This is a genomic window from Streptomyces tendae (genome assembly GCF_014650435.1).
Classification (GTDB): Bacteria; Actinomycetota; Actinomycetes; order Streptomycetales; family Streptomycetaceae; genus Streptomyces; species Streptomyces tendae.
Genome location: NZ_BMUY01000008.1, coordinates 429,015 through 447,734, shown reverse-complemented (window position 1 = coordinate 447,734; position 18,720 = coordinate 429,015). Strand labels below are relative to the sequence as shown.

At 73.1% G+C, this 18,720-nt stretch carries 14 protein-coding genes; 2 read left to right on the top strand and 12 right to left on the bottom strand.

Annotated features, from left to right (window positions below):
• Positions 1-323: 323 nt before the first annotated feature.
• Positions 324-1,331 (bottom strand): stage II sporulation protein M, encoded by a 1,008-nt coding sequence (locus IE258_RS23210; protein WP_127896858.1) that lies wholly within the window; start codon positions 1,329-1,331, stop codon positions 324-326.
• 126 nt (positions 1,332-1,457) lie between these two features.
• Between IE258_RS23210 and IE258_RS23205 the strand changes: the two genes are divergently transcribed.
• Positions 1,458-2,399, top strand: a complete 942-nt coding sequence (locus IE258_RS23205; RefSeq protein ID WP_189746391.1) for an RDD family protein — start codon at positions 1,458-1,460, stop codon at positions 2,397-2,399.
• Between the two features lie 20 nt (positions 2,400-2,419).
• Here the strand turns inward: IE258_RS23205 and IE258_RS23200 are convergent, their stop codons facing one another.
• The 9 genes from IE258_RS23200 to IE258_RS23160 form a co-directional block, all read right to left on the bottom strand.
• A complete protein-coding gene (locus IE258_RS23200; RefSeq protein ID WP_189746390.1) occupies positions 2,420-3,034 on the bottom strand; it encodes a hypothetical protein in 615 nt (204 codons plus the stop codon).
• 110 nt (positions 3,035-3,144) lie between these two features.
• Positions 3,145-4,602, bottom strand: coding sequence for an adenosylhomocysteinase (gene ahcY, locus IE258_RS23195; protein WP_189746389.1), 1,458 nt, complete (start codon positions 4,600-4,602; stop codon positions 3,145-3,147).
• Positions 4,603-4,882: 280 nt separating this feature from the next.
• A complete protein-coding gene (locus IE258_RS23190; RefSeq protein ID WP_189746388.1) occupies positions 4,883-5,863 on the bottom strand; it encodes a cation diffusion facilitator family transporter in 981 nt (326 codons plus the stop codon).
• Between the two features lie 125 nt (positions 5,864-5,988).
• The gene (gene manA / locus IE258_RS23185) at positions 5,989-7,140 is read right to left on the bottom strand and encodes a mannose-6-phosphate isomerase, class I (protein ID WP_189746387.1); all 1,152 of its coding nucleotides are present in this window, start codon (positions 7,138-7,140) and stop codon (positions 5,989-5,991) included.
• A 50-nt stretch (positions 7,141-7,190) separates the two neighbouring features.
• The gene (locus IE258_RS23180; RefSeq protein ID WP_159326943.1) at positions 7,191-8,318 is read right to left on the bottom strand and encodes an SIS domain-containing protein; all 1,128 of its coding nucleotides are present in this window, start codon (positions 8,316-8,318) and stop codon (positions 7,191-7,193) included.
• A gap of 87 nt (positions 8,319-8,405) precedes the next feature.
• Positions 8,406-8,576 (bottom strand): Trm112 family protein, encoded by a 171-nt coding sequence (locus IE258_RS23175; RefSeq protein ID WP_007450268.1) that lies wholly within the window; start codon positions 8,574-8,576, stop codon positions 8,406-8,408.
• A gap of 305 nt (positions 8,577-8,881) precedes the next feature.
• The gene (locus tag IE258_RS23170; protein ID WP_189746386.1) at positions 8,882-10,246 is read right to left on the bottom strand and encodes a phosphomannomutase/phosphoglucomutase; all 1,365 of its coding nucleotides are present in this window, start codon (positions 10,244-10,246) and stop codon (positions 8,882-8,884) included.
• Positions 10,247-10,326: 80 nt separating this feature from the next.
• Positions 10,327-11,943: an L-lactate permease gene (locus IE258_RS23165; protein ID WP_189746430.1), complete on the bottom strand. Its 1,617-nt coding sequence runs from the start codon at positions 11,941-11,943 to the stop codon at positions 10,327-10,329.
• A gap of 149 nt (positions 11,944-12,092) precedes the next feature.
• On the bottom strand, positions 12,093-12,512 hold the full coding sequence (locus IE258_RS23160; protein WP_052843574.1) for a DUF3499 domain-containing protein: 420 nt from the start codon (positions 12,510-12,512) through the stop codon (positions 12,093-12,095).
• A 294-nt stretch (positions 12,513-12,806) separates the two neighbouring features.
• Between IE258_RS23160 and IE258_RS23155 the strand changes: the two genes are divergently transcribed.
• Positions 12,807-13,259 (top strand): metallopeptidase family protein, encoded by a 453-nt coding sequence (locus IE258_RS23155; protein ID WP_161377492.1) that lies wholly within the window; start codon positions 12,807-12,809, stop codon positions 13,257-13,259.
• A 47-nt stretch (positions 13,260-13,306) separates the two neighbouring features.
• Here the strand turns inward: IE258_RS23155 and IE258_RS23150 are convergent, their stop codons facing one another.
• Positions 13,307-14,815, bottom strand: coding sequence for a DUF5719 family protein (locus IE258_RS23150; RefSeq protein ID WP_189746385.1), 1,509 nt, complete (start codon positions 14,813-14,815; stop codon positions 13,307-13,309).
• Positions 14,812-18,627 (bottom strand): glycosyltransferase family 2 protein, encoded by a 3,816-nt coding sequence (locus tag IE258_RS23145; RefSeq protein WP_189746384.1) that lies wholly within the window; start codon positions 18,625-18,627, stop codon positions 14,812-14,814. Before IE258_RS23145 ends, IE258_RS23150 begins: the two co-directional genes overlap by 4 nt.
• Positions 18,628-18,720 lie beyond the last annotated feature (93 nt).

Sequence of the window (18,720 nt, the reverse complement as noted above, 5' to 3'; positions counted from 1 at the left end):
TCTTGCGTTTCCGACTCTATCAGATCCTTTTCGATCCGATTTCCTCGGTGCTTTCCAGGTTCCCGCTTTCGCGTTTCCCTTTCCGGCGGTTCCGACTTTATCAGAAGTTCCGAGCCGGTCTTACCGGCTGTTCGTTTCCGATTCATCGGGAGAGTGCTTCGTCGAATTCAGTGATTCGGAGAAGCTGATAGATGTTCACTGTTGCCCTCTGGGGTGAACCCGTCTCCAGGCAACTGTTCGAATCTACCTCCCCGCTCGCTCCGTGTCAACGGCTCGGGCGGGAACGAAGAGGACACTAGCAGCTCACCAGGGGTGGATGCACATCAGGCGGCCGTTGGCACGGTGGCGCTGCGTTCGGCTGCCTCGACGTCGCCCGTGTCGCCGGCGCGAGCGGCACGGCCGCCCAGGACATAGACGTAGGCGAGGAAGGCCAGCTCGGCGACGACGCCGATGGTGATCCGCGCCCACGTGGGCAGGCCGGACGGGGTGACGAAGCCTTCGATGGCGCCGGACACGAAGAGGACGAGGGCCAGGCCGATCGCCATGCCGAGGGCGGCCCTGCCCTCTTCGGCGAGAGCGACGCGGCGGGTACGGGGTCCCGGGTCGATGACGGTCCAGCCCAGGCGCAGTCCGGTGCCCGCGGCGACGAACACCGCCGTCAGTTCGAGCAGGCCGTGGGGCAGGACCAGGCCGAGGAAGGTGTCGAGGCGGCCGGCCGACGACATCAGGCCGAAGCCCACACCGAGGTTGAGCATGTTCTGGAAGAGGATCCAGATGACGGGCAGCCCCAGGAAGACGCCCAGGATGAGGCAGAGCGCGGCGGCCCAGGCGTTGTTCGTCCAGACCTGTGCGGCGAACGAGGCCGCCGGATTGCTCGAGTAGTACGTCTCGTACTGACCACCGGGGCGGGTCAGCTCGCGCAGTTCGCTCGGTGCGGCGATGGTGGACTGCACCTCCGGGTGGGTGCCGATCCACCAGCCCAGGAGGGCGGCGACGGCGGTCGACAGGAGGGCGGTGGGGACCCACCAGTGGCGGGCCCGGTAGACGGCCGCCGGGAACTGCTGGGTCAGGAAGCGTGTGACGTCGCGCCAGGAGGCGCGTCGGGTGCCTGTCACGGCACTGCGCGCGCGTGCCACCAGTTGGCTGAGCCGTCCGGTCAGCTGCGGGTCGGGTGCGCTGGACTGGATCAGGGACAGGTGGGTGGCCGTGCGCTGGTAGAGGGCGACGAGTTCATCGGTCTCGGAACCGGTCAGCCGACGCCGGCGCCGGAGGAGGGCGTCGAGGCGGTCCCACTCCGCGCGGTGGGCGGAGACGAAGACGTCGAGGTCCATCGGGGTGCCTGCTCCTCGGCTATCGTCGGCGGCTCGTCGTGGATCAGCTTGTCGTACTGCGGCGCAGTGCGCCCTCAGCTTGGCAGACTGGCGGGGACGGGGGCATTCAGGGGAAGGGCGGCGGGCGTGAGTGAGCTGGTGACGGGCGAGGCGGTGACGCTGGAGCTGCGTCCCGCGCGGCTGCCCAGCAGGGCGCTGGCCGTCCTGCTCGACCTGGTGGTGGCCGTGGCCGTCTACGTGGCGGTCACCATTGCGCTGGTGGCGTCCACCTCGTCGCTGGACGGGGCGGCGCAGACCGCGCTGACGATCGCGACCTTCGTCCTCGTCCTGGTGGGCGGGCCGATCGCCGTGGAGACGCTGAGCCATGGGCGGTCGCTCGGGAAGATGGCGTGCGGGCTGCGGGTGGTGCGGGACGACGGCGGGCCGATCCGGTTCCGGCACGCGCTGGTGCGGGGCTTGATCGGGGTGATCGAAATCCTCATGACGTTCGGGGTGATCGCCTGTATCGCCTCGCTGGTGTCGGCGCGGGGGCGCCGACTCGGTGATGTGTTCGCGGGCACGCTGGTCGTGCGGGAGCGGGTGCCGTTCTCGTCGGCGGGTTTCATACCGCCGCCTCCGCCCTGGCTGGCGGGGCGGTTCTCGGGGCTCGACCTGTCCGCGGTGCCCGACGATCTGTGGCTCGCCGTCCGCCAGTACCTGGCGCGGACGGGGCAACTGGATCCGCGCGTCGGCTGGGCCATGGCCGAACGGCTCGCCGGCGACGTGGCGGCCCGCACGGGTGCTCCGGTGCCGCGGGAGGTTCCGCCGCCGGCGTATCTGGCGGCGGTGCTGCAGGAGCGGCAGGCCCGGGAGGCATGGCGGGCGTTCGGCGGCACCGCGGCGGCTGACGGAGCCGCCGGGTCGGTGCCGGGGGCGCCGGGGGCTCCTGCGGCGGCCGCCCAGCCCTCTGCGCCGTTCGTCCCGCCGACGGCGCCGCCTCCCCCGCCGTCACCGGGTGACCGCCCAGAGGTGCCGCGGGACGCGGCGCCGGAGGGCCGCCCCGGGACCGGGTTCGTGCCGCCGGCGTAGGGGCGTCCGTCCGACGCCTCTCACGGGAACACGGAGGGTGGTGTCTCCAGGTCCTCCAGCTCGATCCCGGGGGCCGCGAGTACGACGTCGCCGGCGATGTGCACGGAGTGCTGCTCGCCCGTGTCCAGGGCTGTGACCTGGTATTCGTCCACGGTGAGGGGGCCGCTGTCAGTGGCGTGTGCTTCTCTGTTCAGCAAGGCCCAGGACTGGTCCACGGTGCGGGGGGCGAGGACCGGGTCGGTGAGGGCGACGAGGCGTACGCGGGTGGCTGATTCGGAGGGGGTGAGGCGCAGGAGGCGGGTCACGGCGACGAGGAAGGCCGGGGACGTGCCGGTGAAGGCGTGGGCGCGCGCATTGCCTTCGGTGGCGTGGATTCCGGTGGGGTCGGTACGGACCCAGGTGACGCCGTCGATGGCGGCGCCGCGCACCTGCCAGTCGGCGGCGCGGAGTTCGAGGCGGATGGGGCGGCCGAGGTCGTCGAGGGCGAGGTCGACGGACCCGTGGTCGGCGCTGGTGGGCGTGGTCAGCCGGGAGACGTAGCGCCAGCCGGAGGGGCCGGGGGCGCATTGGAAGTGTTCTTCTGCGAGGGGGGTGTGGTCGTGCGGATCGTGGAGCGAATAACGGCCGCGGGGCATGGGAGTCCTGGGTGGTGACGGGCTGGTCCGGCCGCTGATGCGGACGTGGCGCCAATGGGGCAGGCCCCCGGCACGGGGGTGCGGGGGCCTGCCTCGGAGGAACCGGTGACTCAGTAGCGGTAGTGGTCCGCCTTGTAGGGGCCCTCGACCTTGACGCCGATGTAGTCGGCCTGCTCCTGGCGGAGCGTGGTCAGCTTGACGCCGAGGGAGTCCAGGTGGAGCCGGGCGACCTTCTCGTCCAGGTGCTTGGGCAGCACGTAGACGTCGGTCGGGTACTCGTCGGGCTTGGTGAACAGCTCGATCTGGGCCAGGGTCTGGTCCGCGAACGAGTTGGACATCACGAACGACGGGTGACCGGTGGCGTTGCCCAGGTTCAGCAGACGGCCCTCGGACAGGACGATCAGCACCTTGCCGTCGGGGTAGGTCCAGGTGTGGACCTGCGGCTTGACCTCGTCCTTGACGATGCCGGGGGTCCTGGCGAGGCCGGCCATGTCGATCTCGTTGTCGAAGTGACCGATGTTGCCGACGATGGCCTGGTGCTTCATCCTGGCCATGTCCGAGGCCATGATGATGTCCTTGTTGCCGGTCGTGGTGACGAAGATGTCGGCCTTGTCGACGACCTCGTCCAGCGTCGTGACCTGGTAGCCGTCCATCGCCGCCTGCAGCGCGCAGATCGGGTCGATCTCCGTGATGATCACCCGGGCGCCCTGGCCGCGCAGGGACTCCGCACAGCCCTTGCCGACATCGCCGTAACCGCAGACCACGGCGGTCTTGCCGCCGATCAGGACGTCCGTGGCGCGGTTGATGCCGTCGACCAGGGAGTGCCGGCAGCCGTACTTGTTGTCGAACTTCGACTTCGTCACCGCGTCGTTGACGTTGATCGCCGGGAACAGCAGAGTGCCGTCCCGGTGCATCTCGTACAGGCGGTGGACACCGGTCGTGGTCTCCTCGGTAACACCGCGGATCTCGGACGCCAGCTGGGTCCACTTCTGCGGGGTCTCGCTGACCGTGCGGGTGAGGAGCTCGAGGATGACGCGGTGCTCGTCGGACTCGGCGGTGTCGATCGAGGGGACCTTGCCGTCCTTCTCGTACTCGACGCCCTTGTGGACGAGGAGGGTGGCGTCACCGCCGTCGTCCAGGATCATGTTCGGGCCGCCGGTGGGGGTGTTCGGCCAGGTCAGCGCCTGCTCCGTGCACCACCAGTACTCCTCCAGAGTCTCGCCCTTCCAGGCGAAGACCGGGACGCCCTGCGGGTTGTCCGGGGTGCCGTTCGGGCCGACGGCGATGGCGGCGGCCGCGTGGTCCTGGGTGGAGAAGATGTTGCAGGAGGCCCAGCGGACCTCGGCGCCGAGGGCGACCAGGGTCTCGATGAGCACGGCGGTCTGCACCGTCATGTGCAGGGAGCCGGTGACGCGGGCGCCGGCGAGCGGCTGGGCCTCGGCGTACTCCTTGCGGATCGCCATCAGGCCCGGCATCTCGTGCTCGGCGAGGGTGATCTCCTTGCGGCCGAACGCGGCCAGGGAGAGGTCGGCGACCTTGAAGTCCTGTCGGTTGTCGACAGTCGTCATTACGGGCTGCTCCTCGGGTTGGGTCGAGGTGGGTACGGCTGACCTGCGCGGCGGCGGACACAGGGGTGCCCAGAAGAGGACACAGGCATGCCCGCGTACGCGCAGCGCAGTCCGTCGGAGGCCCTCTCTCCCTCGGCCGGTCCGTCGTGGACCGCCCGACCGCCATCAGCAGCGACGTCTGGCTCCGTCCCAAGCTACACCGCGGGCGCCCGCCGTCCCCAGTCCGCCTCCGAACACTTCCGGACGTTCACGCAGGGTGATGACGGGCGCCGGGCGGCGGTCAGTGGGCTGCGGGCGGGGCGGTCGGGCCGCCGGGGGTCGCCTCGGGGTCGGGGCCCTTGGTGGCCTCGGCCTCGCTGTAGATGTCCGGTTCCAGGTAGATGACGCGGGCGATCGGGACCGCCTCGCGGATACGGGACTCGGCGGCGTCGATCGCGGAGGCGATCTCGGTGGCCGTGCCGTCGTGGCGGACGGCGATCTTGGCGGCGACGAGCAGTTCCTCGGGGCCGAGGTGGAGGGTGCGCATGTGGATGATGCCGGTGACAGTGTCGCCGGCGACGACCGCGGCCTCGATCTGCTGGACCACCTCGGTGCCGGCGGCCTCGCCGAGCAGCAGGGACTTGGTCTCGGCGGCGAGGACCAGCGCGATCAGGATGAGCAGGATGCCGATGCAGAGGGTGCCGATGCCGTCCCAGACGCCGTCGCCGGTGAGCAGGGCGAGGCCGACGCCGCCGAGGGCGAGGATCAGACCGACCAGGGCGCCGAGGTCCTCCAGCAGGACGACCGGCAGCTCCGGCGCCTTGGCGTGGCGGACGAACTCCTTCCAGGACTTGTTCCCGCGCAGCGGGTTGGACTCCTTGATGGCGGTCCGGAAGGAGAAGCCCTCGGCGATGATCGCGAAGACCAGGACGCCCACCGGCCAGTACCAGTGCTCCAGTTCGTGCGGGTGCTTGATCTTCTCGTAGCCCTCGTAGAGGGCGAACATGCCGCCGACCGAGAAGAGCACGATGGAGACGAGGAAGGCGTAGATGTAGCGCTCGCGGCCGAAGCCGAAGGGGTGTTGCGGGGTGGCCACGCGCTGCGCCCGCTTGCCGCCCAGGAGGAGCAGCCCCTGGTTGCCGGAGTCGGCGAGGGAGTGCACGGACTCGGCGAGCATCGACGACGATCCGCTGAAGAGGAACGCCACGAATTTCGCCACCGCGATCGAGAGGTTGGCGAGCAGTGCCGCCACGATCGCCCTGGTACCGCCTGACGCGCTCATGTGTCGCGTTGTCCCTTCGACTTCAACTGTGGCCGGCTTTGCCCTGCCTTTGCGGTGCGCCATTGTTGCAGCCCGCGCGGGCCCCGAGGTGCCGGATGCCCCGTCGTGCGCCCCTCAGCCCCGCGTCAGACGCGCACGGTGGCCCGGAAGAGCGTGCCGCTTCCGGACACTTCGGCCTTTTCGTGCGCGGGGACGAAGACGGAGCGGCCGGGGGCGAGTTCGTGCTCGCCGGCCCGTACGGTACCCGCCGTGCAGAGCAGGATCTGCGGGGTGGGCAGGGTCAGGTCGTGGGCGCCGGAGCCCTCGGGCAGGACGTGGCGGGACAGGCGGAACTCGTCGATCGGGGTGTCGTAGACCTCTTCGCCGTCGGGGGACGCCTCCGGGCGCAGGATGCCGGGGTCGCCCGCCTCGAAGCGGACGATGCGCAGGAGTTCGGGGACGTCGACGTGCTTTGGGGTGAGCCCGCAGCGCAGGACGTTGTCGGAGTTGGCCATGATCTCGACGCCCAGGCCGTTCAGGTAGGCGTGCGGGATGCCGGCGCCGAGGTACAGGGCCTCGCCGGGCTGGAGCCGGACGTGGTTGAGCAGCATCGCGGCGAGGACGCCGGGGTCGCCCGGGTAGTGGTGGGCGATGTCGGCGTACGGCCGGTAGGCACCGCCGAGGCGGTCACAGGCGACCGCGGTCTCGGTGACCGTCCGCGACATCTCCTCGGGGTCGGCGGTGAGGATCGCGGTGAGGACCTCGCGCAGGGCGGCGTCCTCGGGGTGGGCGCGCAGCAGGTCGACGTACGGCTTGAGGGAGGCGATGCCGAGGCCGTCGAGCAGGTCGGCCGTGTCGGCCGGGGCGCGGAAGCCGCACAGGCCGTCGAACTCGGTGAGGGCGCAGATCAGTTCGGGCTTGTGGTTGGCGTCCTTGTAGTTGCGGTGCGGGGCGTCCAGAGGGACGCCCCGGCGCTCCTCGTCCTCGTAACCGGCCCTGGCCTGGGCGAGGTCGGGGTGGACCTGGAGGGAGAGCGGGGCGCCGGCCGCGAGGAGCTTGAGGAGGAAGGGCAGCCGGGGGCCGAACCTGGCCACGGAGGCGGCGCCCAGTTCTTTCTCGGGGTTCGCGTCGACGACCTCGGCGAGGGTGCCCCGACCGGTGCGGGAGGGGGCGCCGGGGTGGGCGCCCATCCACATCTCCGCCTGCGGTTCGCCGGTCGGCTCGGTCCCGAGCAGGGTCGGGATCGCGGTGGTGGAACCCCAGGCGTAGGGGCGGACGGTGTTGTCGAGGCGGTCCATGAGCTCTCTCTGCCGGTGCGTGCGTGTGCGTGGGCGATGGTGCGCCGGGGTCAGGCTCCCGAGGCGAGCGCCAGGTAAACGGCGGCGAAATCCGTGATGGCGATCAGTTCGGCGAGGGTCTCCAGTTCGCCGCCCGCTTCCGGTTCCAGTTCGCTGATCGGCGTGTCGTGGCCGAGGGCCAGGTCACGGGCGTTGGGGGCGGCGGTGAGGCCGCCGATGGGGCGGTCCCGGAGGAGTACCACGCGCGCGTGCAGGGCGGCCGGCTCCTCGACGCGGTCGCGGAAGAAGTCGTCGGGGTCGGCGCCTGCGGCGAGTCGCCCGGCGAGCAGGGCGCTGTGTGCGGCGAGCGCCTCGGGCAGGTCGGCGACGACGGCGGGGGTGCCGGACAGCTCGGCGAGGGCGGCGGCGAAGCGACGCCCAGCGGGTCCGGCGGAGGTGCCCTCGGTCCAGACGACGGGGAGGGAGTCGGCCAGCTCGGAGGCCAGGGTCTTGGCGGGGTTGCTGTAGGTCACGATGGCGGGCCCGCAGCGTTCCGCGACGCGGTCGAGCCGGTCGGCGACCTTGCCGACGGCCTCGGGCGGGGCCTCCAGCAGGCCGGTGCGGTCCAGCAGCGCGAGGAGCGGAGTGAGGAGCGCCCACAGGACGCCGGGGGCGGCACCGGCGAGGGGCTCGTCGTGGTCGTAGGGGGCGGTCGCCATCGGGATGAACAGGCCCCGGGAGGCGCTCACCGCATCGTTGAGCGGGGAGCCCGCGGGGGCGACGGCGACGACCGTGCAGCCCCGGCGGTACGCCTGTTCGGCGAGGAGGGACAGGCCCGGCTCGGCGCCGTCGGGGGTGGCGATCAGCAGGAGGTCCACGGAGCCGGCCCAGCCGGGCAGTTCCCAGCGCAGGGCGCCCGCGGCGGGGGCGACGCCGGTGGGGGCGAGGCGGGTCACGGGGCTGCCGGCGCCTGCCAGGGTGCCGAGGAGGTCGGCGGCGTGGGTGGCGGCGGCGCCGGGGCCCGCGATCAGTACGGCGCGGGGGCGGCCGTCCGGCTTGAGGTTGCCGACGCCGGCCTCGGCGGCGTGCCGGGCGGCGGTGCGGACGCGGGCACCGGCCTCGGCGGCGCCGCGGAGCAGGCCGCGGCGGTCGGCCTCGGTGAGGCGCTCCGGGGCGTCGAGGAGCGATTCGTCGAGCATGGCGGCAGGTCTCCGATCGCCGGGGCGTTCGTTCGAATGCGCGGGTGCGCGGGGTCGTCGCCGGGTTGCCGGTGGCCTGGGCGGCGGCTACTCGGGGCGGCGGGCCTCGTCGACGAGGAGGACGGGGATGCCGTCGCGCACCGGGTACGCCAGGCCGCAGTCCTGGCCGGTGCAGATCAGCTCCGCGTCCTGCTCCTTGAGGGGGGCGTGGCAGGCCGGGCAGGCGAGGATCTCCAGGAGGCCGGCTTCGAGCGGCATGGGGGTTCCCTTCGGGGGCGGTGGGGCGTGTGTGGATGTGCTGGTCAGGGTACCGCCGGGGCGGGGCCCGTGCGGGTGGCCCACCTTGAACCCGGTGTTGGTGCTGGGGAGACGGTCGCGCGGCCCGGCGCTTGCGGGCGTGCCGCTGCGCCCACCCGTGCCGCCCCAGCGGCACGACTGCCCGCAGCGGCGGCGGGGGGGACGGCACGACTGCCCGCAGCGGCCGGGGGGCGGCACGGCTGCCCGCCGACAGCGGGGGGGACGGCTGCCGGCGGCGGCGACGTAGGCGGCGCGACTGCCCGCGGCTAGGCCCGGATGATCGCCAGGGCCTCGTCGCGCACCTTCGTCATCGTTGCCTCGTCGCGGGCCTCCGCGTTGAGGCGGAGCAGGGGCTCGGTGTTGGAGGGGCGGACGTTGAACCACCAGTCGGCCGAAGTGACGGTGAGGCCGTCCAGGTCGTCGACGGTGACGTCGTCGCGGCCCTCGTACGCGGCCCGGATCGCGGCGAGGCGGGCCTGCTGGTCGTCGACGGTGGAGTTGATCTCGCCGGAGCCGGTGTAGCGGTCGTAGGCGGCGACCAGGGCGGACAGCGGGCCGTCCTGCTCGCCGAGGGCGGCGAGGACGTGGAGGGCGGCCAGCATGCCGGTGTCGGCGTTCCAGAAGTCGCGGAAGTAGTAGTGCGCGGAGTGCTCGCCGCCGAAGATGGCGCCGGTCCTGGCCATCTCGGCCTTGATGAAGGAGTGGCCCACGCGCGTGCGTGCCGGGGTGCCGCCGTTCTCCCGTACGACCTCCGGGACGGACCAGGAGGTGATCAGGTTGTGGATGACCGTGCCCTTGCCGCCGTTGCGGGCCAGTTCGCGGGCGGCCACGAGGGCGGTGACGGCGGACGGGGAGACCGGCTCGCCGTCCTGGGCGACGACGAAGCAGCGGTCGGCGTCGCCGTCGAAGGCGAGGCCGAGGTCGGCGCCCTCCTCGCGGACGCGCCGCTGGAGGTCTACGAGGTTGGCCGGGTCGAGCGGGTTGGCCTCGTGGTTGGGGAAGGTGCCGTCCAGTTCGAAGTACATCGGCACCAGGTCGAGGGGCAGGCCGGCGAAGACCGTGGGGACGGTGTGGCCGCCCATGCCGTTGCCCGCGTCGACGACGACCTTGAGAGGGCGGATGGTGGTGAGGTCGACGAGGGAGCGCAGGTGGGTCGCGTAGTCGGCGAGGGTGTCGCGCCGGGTCACCGTGCCGGGGCGGGTGGACGGCTCCGGGGCGCCGACCTCGCTCCAGCGTTCCACCAGGGCGCGGATCTCGGCGAGGCCGGTGTCCTGGCCGACCGGGGCGGCGCCCGCGCGGCACAGCTTGATGCCGTTGTACCGCGCGGGGTTGTGCGAGGCCGTGAACATGGCGCCCGGCAGGTCGAGCGCGCCGGAGGCGTAGTACAGCTGGTCGGTGGAGCACAGGCCGATCTCGGTCACGTCGGCGCCGCGGGCCGCCGCGCCGCGCGCGAAGGCACCGGACAGGCCCGGGGAGGAGGGCCGCATGTCGTGACCGATCACGACGGCGCCCGCGCCGGTCAGCTCGACGAAGGCCGCGCCGAACAGCTCGGCCAGCGACTCGTCCCACTGGTCCGGGACGACACCGCGCACGTCGTACGCCTTCACGATCTGCGACAGATCAGCAGCCACGGCCAACCTTCCTGAAAGTCCTGTCGGAGCCCACAAACTACCCGTAGGGACCGGCGGGCCGCCCGGAAGGTTCCCGGAGGTCAGGGCAGCATCCAGCCGAGGACCACTGTGGACTGCCCGACCACGATCAGGCACATGACCAGCAACAGGCCGAGGCTCCACGGCAGTACCTTGCGCAGCAGGTCGCCCTCGCGCCCCGCGAGTCCGACGGCGGCGCAGGCGATGGTGAGGTTCTGCGGGGAGATCATCTTGCCGAGGACGCCGCCGGAGCTGTTGGCGGCGGCGAGCAGTTCGGGCGAGAGGCCGGACTCCCGCCCGGCGGTCACCTGGAGGGCGCCGAAGAGGGCGTTGGCCGAGGTGTCGGAGCCGGAGACGGCGACGCCGAACCAGCCGAGCACCGGGGAGAGGAAGGCGAGTCCGGCACCGGCCGCGGCGACGAAGTGGCCGATGGTGGCGGCCTGCCCGGAGAGGTTCATGACGTAGGCGAGGGCGAGGACCGAGGTGACGGTGAGGATCGCGAAGCGCAGTTCGTGCACGGTCGCGAGCCACTCCTTGACCGCCACGCGCGCGTGCACGCCGAGGACGACGGCGGTGGCCAGTCCGGCGAACAGCACGAGGGTGCCGCCGGTGGAGACGATCGGCCAGGAGAAGACGTTGCCGCCGACGGGCTTGCCCTCGGGGTCGAGCACGTCGAGGAACGGCCAGTCGTAGGACTGCGTGGCCTTCGCCAGCCAGTCCTTGACCGCCGGGATCTGCGCCACCGAGAAGACGGCGACGATCAGCGCGTACGGCGCGTAGGCACGCACCACCTCCCGGGCGGAGTCGTCCTCGTCGAGTTCCTCGCTGCGTACGCCGGTCAGTACGGACGCCCGTACGGGCTCGGCGGCGGGCCTGCGGGAGTGCGGTACGGCGACCAGCGCGCCGGCGCCGACCAGGGCGGCGGCGATGTCGGCGAGCTGGGCGGAGACGTAGTTGGAGGCGACGAACTGGGCGACGGCGAAGGCGACTCCGCAGGCCAGCGCGGGGATCCAGGTCTCGCGCAGTCCGCGCCGCCCGTCCACCAGGGCGACGAGGAGCACCGGGACGACGAGGGCCAGCAGGGGCGTCTGGCGGCCCACGACGGAGGCGACGTCGTCCAGGGGCAGCCCGGTGACCTGGGCCAGCGTCACCACCGGGGTGCCCATCGCGCCGAAGGCGACCGGCGCGGTGTTGGCGACCAGCGAGACCACGGCGGCGCGTACGGGGTCGAAGCCGAGGGCGACGAGCATGACCGAGCAGATCGCGACGGGCGCCCCGAACCCGGCGAGGGCCTCCAGGAGGGCGCCGAAGCAGAAGGCGACGACGAGGGCCTGGATGCGGGGGTCGTCGGACAGCCGGCCGAAGGAGCGGCGCAGGATGTCGAAGTGCCGGGTGCGGACGGTCATCCGGTAGACCCACAGGGCGTTCACGACGATCCACAGGATGGGGAAGAGGCCGAAAACCGCCCCCTGGACGGCGCTGGAGGCCGTCTGGTCGAGCGGCATGCCGTAGGCGAGCCATGCGACCAGTACGGCGGCGAGGAGGCCGATGAGGCCCGCCAGGTGCGCCTTCATGCGGACGCCGCCCAGCAGGACGAGGACGATCACCAGTGGCAGGGCCGCCACCAGGGCCGACAGGCCGAGCGAACCGGCGACGGGTTCCAGCTCCTGCACGTACACGCACGCCTCCCCGGATTCCGCCATGCGAAAGCGATTTCTCGCGGCTTCCGGAATGGTCGTGTCCGCGACAACGGGGCGTCAATGGGTGTGCAGCAACGGATGTGACCGAGGACACGACATGTGACGGGCGGGAACGCGTCGGACGGGGCTCAGTTGTCCGGCGAGCGCAGCACGCGCAGGTGGCCGCGGCGCGCGACCTCCATGGGGTCGGCCGTCCGTGCTCCCCCGGCCTCGGCCGCCCGCTCCTGGGGCCGGGCCGCCTCGCGCACCGCGTTGGCGAGCGCCTCCAGGTCGTCGCCGCTGGGGCGGGCCGGGGCGGATCCGTCGAGCAGGCGGACGACCTCCCAGCCGCGGGGGGCGGTGAGGCGCTCGGAGTGCTCGGCGCACAGGTCGTAGCAGTGGGGTTCGGCGTAGGTGGCGAGCGGGCCGAGGACCGCGGTCGAGTCGGCGTAGACGTACGTCAGCGTCGCGACGGCGGGACGGCCGCAGGCGGTGCGCGAACAGCGACGTACAGGGCTCACGATGTTGGACGGTACCGCACTCTTGAGCGGGCCGCGACGACTCTCCACCAGGTCACACCCCCGTGTCGTGGCGTGAAAAGACCTAAGGACCCTGCGGAACAGGCCCCTTTGACCTGCGCGGACGCCGGTCCGGAGGGACCCGCACCGCGTGGGAGGCGGTCACGACCCGATACAAACAACGACATTTGCCTTGAGTTGCACGGTCGCGGAGAGATACGAAATCGAGCTCAACCTTGGCTGGAATGGTCATCCAGCGACAAGTGGAGCGGGTCCCCGCCACGCCGCCCGCGGAGCGCCCGCGGTCGGGCACGCCGCCTCGGCGGGGACTACCCTTCACCAGTGATGGACAACCCCGTGACGCCCCGTGATGCCGGCCGCCCAGGACCCCGCCGTCGTGATCGCCACGGTCGGGGCATGCGCGGTCCGGTCGCGCCCCCTCAGGTGCCGCTCGCCGCGAGCCGTGGCGAGGTGTTCGCGGACCTGGTGCAGGACTCCGTGGAGCGCCTGGAGCGGCGGTGGCCACAGCTCGCCGACATCGACTTCCTCGTCCTCGACGTGCCGCGCCCGCCCGCGGCCGGGGAGGCGTGGAACGACGAGGCGGTCCCGCTCGGCGGCACGGTGCCCTCGCGGGACGGGCGGCGGGGGCGCGTCGTGGTGTACCGGCGGCCGGTGGAGATCCGGACCAAGGGGCGGGACGAGCGCGCGCTGCTGGTGCACGAGGTCGTCGTCGAGCAGGTCGCGGAGCTGCTGGGGCTGACCCCGGAGACGGTGGATCCCCGGTACGGGGAGGACTGAGCGGCGGGGGCCGGGCCCGCCGCCGCTCCTTCCGTGCCGGCTGTGCGCTACTTCTGCAGCACCGACAGGTCCTCGTCCGCGTTCGGCACCGAGACCATGCCCCGGTCGTCGGGGAGGGTCTGGACGGTGAAGGCCGCCACGTCGTCGTCCGAACCCGTCAGGGTGCGGGACGCGTGCACCGGGCCGCCCGAGACGGTCTCGACGGTCAGCGCGTAGGAGCCCTTGAGTCCGGCGGGGACCGGCGCGTCGACGTTCTGGGTCGTGCCGGCCTTGATCGTGTACGTCTTGGTCGCCGGCGTGCCGCCCTCGGTGCCCGCCGACGCGGTGACCTTGACCTGCGCGGCCTCGCCGGGCGCGGAGAGGGCCAGGGTCGTGCTCTTGGCGCGGTTGTCCGCGACCGTCGCGCGGGCCCCGACCGGGTCGGAGGCCGGGACGAACGCCGACTCCTGCTCGTCGCCCTTGCCCCGTACGACCCGGACCGCGGCCACGACCGGCACGGCTCCGTCCGTCGGCGTCAGCACCAGCGAACCCGCCTCGCCGCGCGTGACCTCGCCCAGGTCGACACCGGTCGTCATACCGGCCTTCACATGCACCGTCTCGTGTCCGGCTGGCGTGATCAGACCGGACGGCGAGGCGAGGCGCACCTTCAGGTCGGCGTCGGTGCCGCCGGGCGTGAACAGCACCAGGCGTACGGCGGTGGCGTCCTTCGGGATGCCCGGCAGCACCAGCTCGCTCGCCGGGTCCGCGGCCGCGGTCAGCCAGTCGCCGCCGGTCTTGTCGTCCAGGGCCTGCACCGCGGCGCCGAGCCGTCCGCTGCGCACACCGACGTGCACGGTCAGGTCGGTCTCCTTCACCTCGCTGAGCGTGGACAGCAGGAGGGACTCACTGGTGTGCGGCGGCACCGTGACCCCCTCCCCCACCGTGGACTTCAGGGCACCGTCCTTGCCGTACAGCTCGATGTCGACGACGGCCGCCGAGTCGTCGGGGTTGGTCAGGTGCACGTAGTCGGTGCGGCCGGTCGCCGTGCTGGCTCCCGGGAACCAGAACTCCGTGTCCGGCGCGGTGCAGTTGACGCCCTGCAGGCCCCGGCCCGTCCCCGCGGCCACCTCGGTGGTCTGCTGGACCGTCCAGCCCGGCGCGGTGCCGCCCTCGGCGGTGCCGATCAGCGCGGGTGCGTCGGCGCCGGTGGTCTTCCCGGCGACGGGCGTGCCGGGCGCCTTGGGCTGGACGACCGGCTTCTCCTTCTTCTCGTCCTTGTCGCCCTTCTCGTCCTTCTCGCCCTCGCCGCCGTCTTCGGCCGTCTCCGCCGTCGCGAGTTCCGCGTCGCCCTTCTCGTCCGCGCCCTTCGTGACGGGGGTGAAGGACGTGTACGCGGTCTCGGCGAGGTCGGAGGTGCTGGGCGCGGGGCACAGCAGGCTGGTGCGCTCCACGGGCAGCCGGGCGGCCGGCGCCGCGGTGTCCGTGCCGGAGCCGTCGGGGGCGGACACCGCCGCGAAGCCGGTGACCGCGGCGAGCGCCGTCGCACAGGCGATCAGGGACAGGGTCGTGCGCTTCACTGCTGGCTCCCGTCGGGACGCTCACTGCCCGTGCCGTGGGGCTGCTGGGGCTGGGAAGGGTCGTACGGCGTGTCGTATCCACCCTGGCCGTACGCCTGGCCGAAGGCGGGGTCGTAGCCGCCCTCCTGAGCCTGCGCCGGGTCGCCGTAGGCGTACGGGTCGTACTGGCCGGCCCCGTACTGCACGCCCTGGCCGCCGTGACCGCCCTGGTAGGCGTCCGGCTGGTACGGGTCCGCCGCCTGGTACGGCTGCTGTCCGTACGCACCCGGGTCGTACTGCTGGGCATCCTGGTACTGCTGGGCGTCCTGGTACTGATCGCCGCCGTAGCCGCCGTCGTAGGAGCCGTACCCGGCGCCGGTGGACCCCGCCGCGTCCCATTCTCCGTACGCCGGCTGCTGCGGGACCGGCACGGGTGGTGCCGTGGGCGGAGCGGGCACCTCTACGGCGTCTTCCGCGGCCTCGGGGCCCGGCTCCGCCGGTGCGCCCGCCCCGGCGGCGGCCTCCGCCTCGGCCTCGGCCTGGGCCCGCAGCCGCCGCGCCCGGCGTCCTTCGCCCTCGACGGGCTGGGCGGGGACGAGCGGTTCGTCGGGCAGGTCGTCGTCGACGTCGCGGCGCCTGCCGGGCAGGGCGAGGACGACCAGGACGACGCCGAGGAGACCCTGGGCCCACAGCCAGGCCGTGTGGGTGAACGGGGCGTCGTAGGTGACGTCCAGCCGACCGCCGGAGGCGGGGAGTTGGAAGCCCTGGGCCCAGCCGTCGACCGTGGTGCGGGTCAGCGGCTTGCCGTCCAGGGTGGCCGTCCAGCCTTCGGCGGCGGTGTCGGCGAGGCGCAGCACACGGCCCTCGGCGCCCGCCTCGATGTCGGTGTGGATCTCCACGGGTCCGGCCGCCACGGGCTCGGGCTCGCCGCCACCGGACGTCCCGGCACCGGACTTGTCGCCGGACACGACGGTCGCGCGCGCGACTTCCTGGTCCACCCGCCACAGTCCGCTGCCGTCCTGCTGGCTGAGCCTGCTCAGTCCGGGCGTGGCGTCCAGGACCCGGGTGACCTCGCGGGGCGCGCCCTTGTGCACGAGTACGTAGCGCACGGCGAACCCGCCGAGCTGGTCGGCCTGGTCGGCGCCGGAGCCGGCCACGAGGTTGGCGACGACCTTGTCGAGGGTGCTGTTCCCGCCGTCCCCGGAGGCCAGTTCGCCGTCGCCGAGGCGGGCGCCGGAGCCGCGGACCAGCATGTAGCCCACGTGCGCGGCGGAGTCGCTGTCGAGCACGAGGGTGCGGGCCTGGTCGCGGGTGTGGCTCTCCTCGGCGACGAACGCGGGCACCTGGACGGGGTCGCGCCGCTCCACGGGGCCGTCGGCGCCGCCGAACACCCAGCCCGCGGCGGCGATCAGCGGGCCGAGGGCCGAGGCGAGGGCGATCAGGGCGGCGACCGGCTGGCGCCAGCCGAAGCTCTGCTCGGCCACCCGGAAGCGGGCCCCGTCGGCGCCGAGCGTCGCGGCGGACAGCAGGGCGATGCCGTAGACGAGGGTGGCGGGTCCGGCCCAGGCGGAGCGGTTGGACAGGACCGCGAAGACCAAAGCCACCAGGGCGACGGCCCAGGCCGTCCGGACGGCCGCCTGCCGCTCGGAGCGCAGCAGGGCGGCCAGCGCGGCCAGCACGACACCGACGAGGAACAGCCCGCCCACCGTGCCGGGGCCGCCGGGGCTGGCGCCGAGCAGGTCGAGGGCGGAGGCGGCCGAGGAGCCGTACTCGAGTCCGGCCTGGTCGAAGAAGCCGAACGGCAGCAGCGACAGCGACCAAGGGGCGAGCAGCAGCAGCGGAGTGCCGAGCTGGGCGAGGAAGCGCAGCCCGTACGCCGTGATCTCGCCGCGCCGCAGGGCAAGGACGCCGACGCCGAGGACGAGCGCGACGGGCCACACGACGGGCGTGAAGGCGGTGGTGATCGTCAGCAGCAGGGCGTAGGCCCAGGTGGCGCGCCAGCTGCCGCGGGCGCCGGAGGAGCCCGCCAGGCCGGACGCCGCGACGCCCGCGCGCGCGACGAGCGGCAGCAGTACGGCGAGGACGGCGGTGCCGATGCGGCCGCCGGCGAGCGCGCCGGTGGCGGCGGGCAGGAAGGCGTAGGCGACGGCGGCCCAGGCGCGCAGCAGCCTGGACGGGACCAGTGGGCGGGAGGCGAAGTACGCGGTGGCGCCCGCCAGGGGCACGGAGCAGACCAGCAGCAGGGTGACGGCGAGTCCGGTGGAGCCGAGCAGTACGGAGGCGAGCGTGGCGACGATCGCGAGGTAGGGCGGCGCGGAGGCGGTGCCACCGGTGCCGACGGTGTGCCAGGCGTCCGCGTACCGCGACCACAGCTCGCCCGCGCCGGCCGGGGCGGGCAGCAGCGCGCCGCCCGCCAGGGCGCCGCCGCCGAGGAGCGCGCGGCAGGCGGCCAGCGAGACGAGCAGCAGCACCAGGAAGAGCACCGGTCCTGGCTTGCGGGCGATGCGCTTGAGGCGGGCGAACTGCTCGATCTCCAGGAAGTCGGCGTCGTCGCCGCCCGGTCCGGACTCGATGCCCCCGCCGTGCCGTCCGGCGCCCGCGGCGGCCTCGGCGTCGGAGCTGCCGAAGAGGTCGCCCGCGACCTGCTCGACGGTGGCCCGGACGGTCGCGCCCGGGGGCGGGAACAGGGGCCGCAGTTCGTCCTTCTCGACCTGCGGGCGGCCGCGTTCGCGACGGCCCGCGATGATCCGCTCGGGTCGCAGCAGGACGCCCAGCAGGCCCCGGATCTCGTCGAGGGCCTGGCCGGGGACCTTGCCGACGAGGTAGGCGACGGTCCGCAGCAGCGTGCCGAGGACGACGCGCAGCAGCACCCAGGGCAGGGCGGCGGTGCGGACGTTGACGAGGAGGGTGTGGACGGCGCCGGCCTTGTCCACCTTGTGCGGTGAGGCGGTGGTGCGGCCCGCGCAGTCCACGGCGCGGCGTTCGCGCGAGGCCGCCTCGGCGTGCCGGACCACCGCCTCGGGGGCGACGAGGACCCGCAGTCCGGCGGCGTGCGCGCGCCAGCACAGGTCGACGTCGTCGCGCATCAGGGGCAGCCTGCGGTCGAAACCGCCGAGCCGCTCGAAGACGTCGCGCCGGATCAGCATGCCGGCGGTGGACACCGACAGCACGGTCCTGACGTGGTCGTGCTGGCCCTGGTCCTGCTCGCGGCGGTCCAGGCCGGTCCAGCGGCGGCCGGAGTTGGCGATGGAGACGCCGACCTCCAGCAGCTGCCTGCGGTCGTACCAGCCGCGGAGTTTGGGACCCACGACGGCGACGTCGTCGCGGCCGAGTTCGTACTCGGTGTCCACGACGCGCAGCAGCTGGGCGAGGGCCTCGGGTTCGGGCGCGCAGTCGTCGTGCAGCAGCCACAGCCACTGGACCGGTTCGCCGTGGGGCAGCTCCGGCATGTCGTAGGCGTCGTCGCGCCAGGAGCGGGTGACGGGGTCCCAGCCGCTGGGCCTCCTCAGATACGGCAGGTCCTCGGGGGTGAGGACCGGGGCGGTGCGGGCGGCCTCCTCGACGGCCTGGCCGAAGCCGGTGCGCCGGGCGAGGTGGAGCACGCGGTCGTCGCCGAGGGCGTCGGCGACCAGCCGGGAGGAGTCGTCGGCGCTGCCGGTGTCGGCGGCCACGGCGTACTGGACGGGGCGCTCCTGGCCGAGCAGCCCGGCGAGCGCGTCGGGCAGCCAGCGGGCTCCGTCGTGGGCGACGAGGACCGCGGTCACCACGTGACGCGGGAACTCAGGTGTGGCAGCGGGATCGTGCTGGGCTGCCGTGTGACTCTGCACGGACATCGAGGTACGGGCCCCGGTTCGGTGGACTGCGGTGGACGCCCGTGCCTGTTGGGAACGGCGGGGCGTCTCGGACGAGCGCCCACACTATCGGCT

What these genes read in the sequence shown, in the direction of transcription:
- IE258_RS23145 (WP_189746384.1), bottom strand. Translation starts at nt 18,627, where the DNA reads ATGTCCGTGCAGAGTCACACGGCAGCCCAGCACGATCCCGCTGCCACA.
- IE258_RS23200 (WP_189746390.1), bottom strand. Translation starts at nt 3,034, where the DNA reads ATGCCCCGCGGCCGTTATTCGCTCCACGATCCGCACGACCACACCCCC.
- IE258_RS23210 (WP_127896858.1), bottom strand. Translation starts at nt 1,331, where the DNA reads ATGGACCTCGACGTCTTCGTCTCCGCCCACCGCGCGGAGTGGGACCGC.
- IE258_RS23175 (WP_007450268.1), bottom strand. Translation starts at nt 8,576, where the DNA reads ATGCCGCTCGAAGCCGGCCTCCTGGAGATCCTCGCCTGCCCGGCCTGC.
- ahcY (WP_189746389.1), bottom strand. Translation starts at nt 4,602, where the DNA reads ATGACGACTGTCGACAACCGACAGGACTTCAAGGTCGCCGACCTCTCC.
- manA (WP_189746387.1), bottom strand. Translation starts at nt 7,140, where the DNA reads ATGGACCGCCTCGACAACACCGTCCGCCCCTACGCCTGGGGTTCCACC.
- IE258_RS23155 (WP_161377492.1), top strand. Translation starts at nt 12,807, where the DNA reads ATGGACAACCCCGTGACGCCCCGTGATGCCGGCCGCCCAGGACCCCGC.
- IE258_RS23180 (WP_159326943.1), bottom strand. Translation starts at nt 8,318, where the DNA reads ATGCTCGACGAATCGCTCCTCGACGCCCCGGAGCGCCTCACCGAGGCC.
- IE258_RS23190 (WP_189746388.1), bottom strand. Translation starts at nt 5,863, where the DNA reads ATGAGCGCGTCAGGCGGTACCAGGGCGATCGTGGCGGCACTGCTCGCC.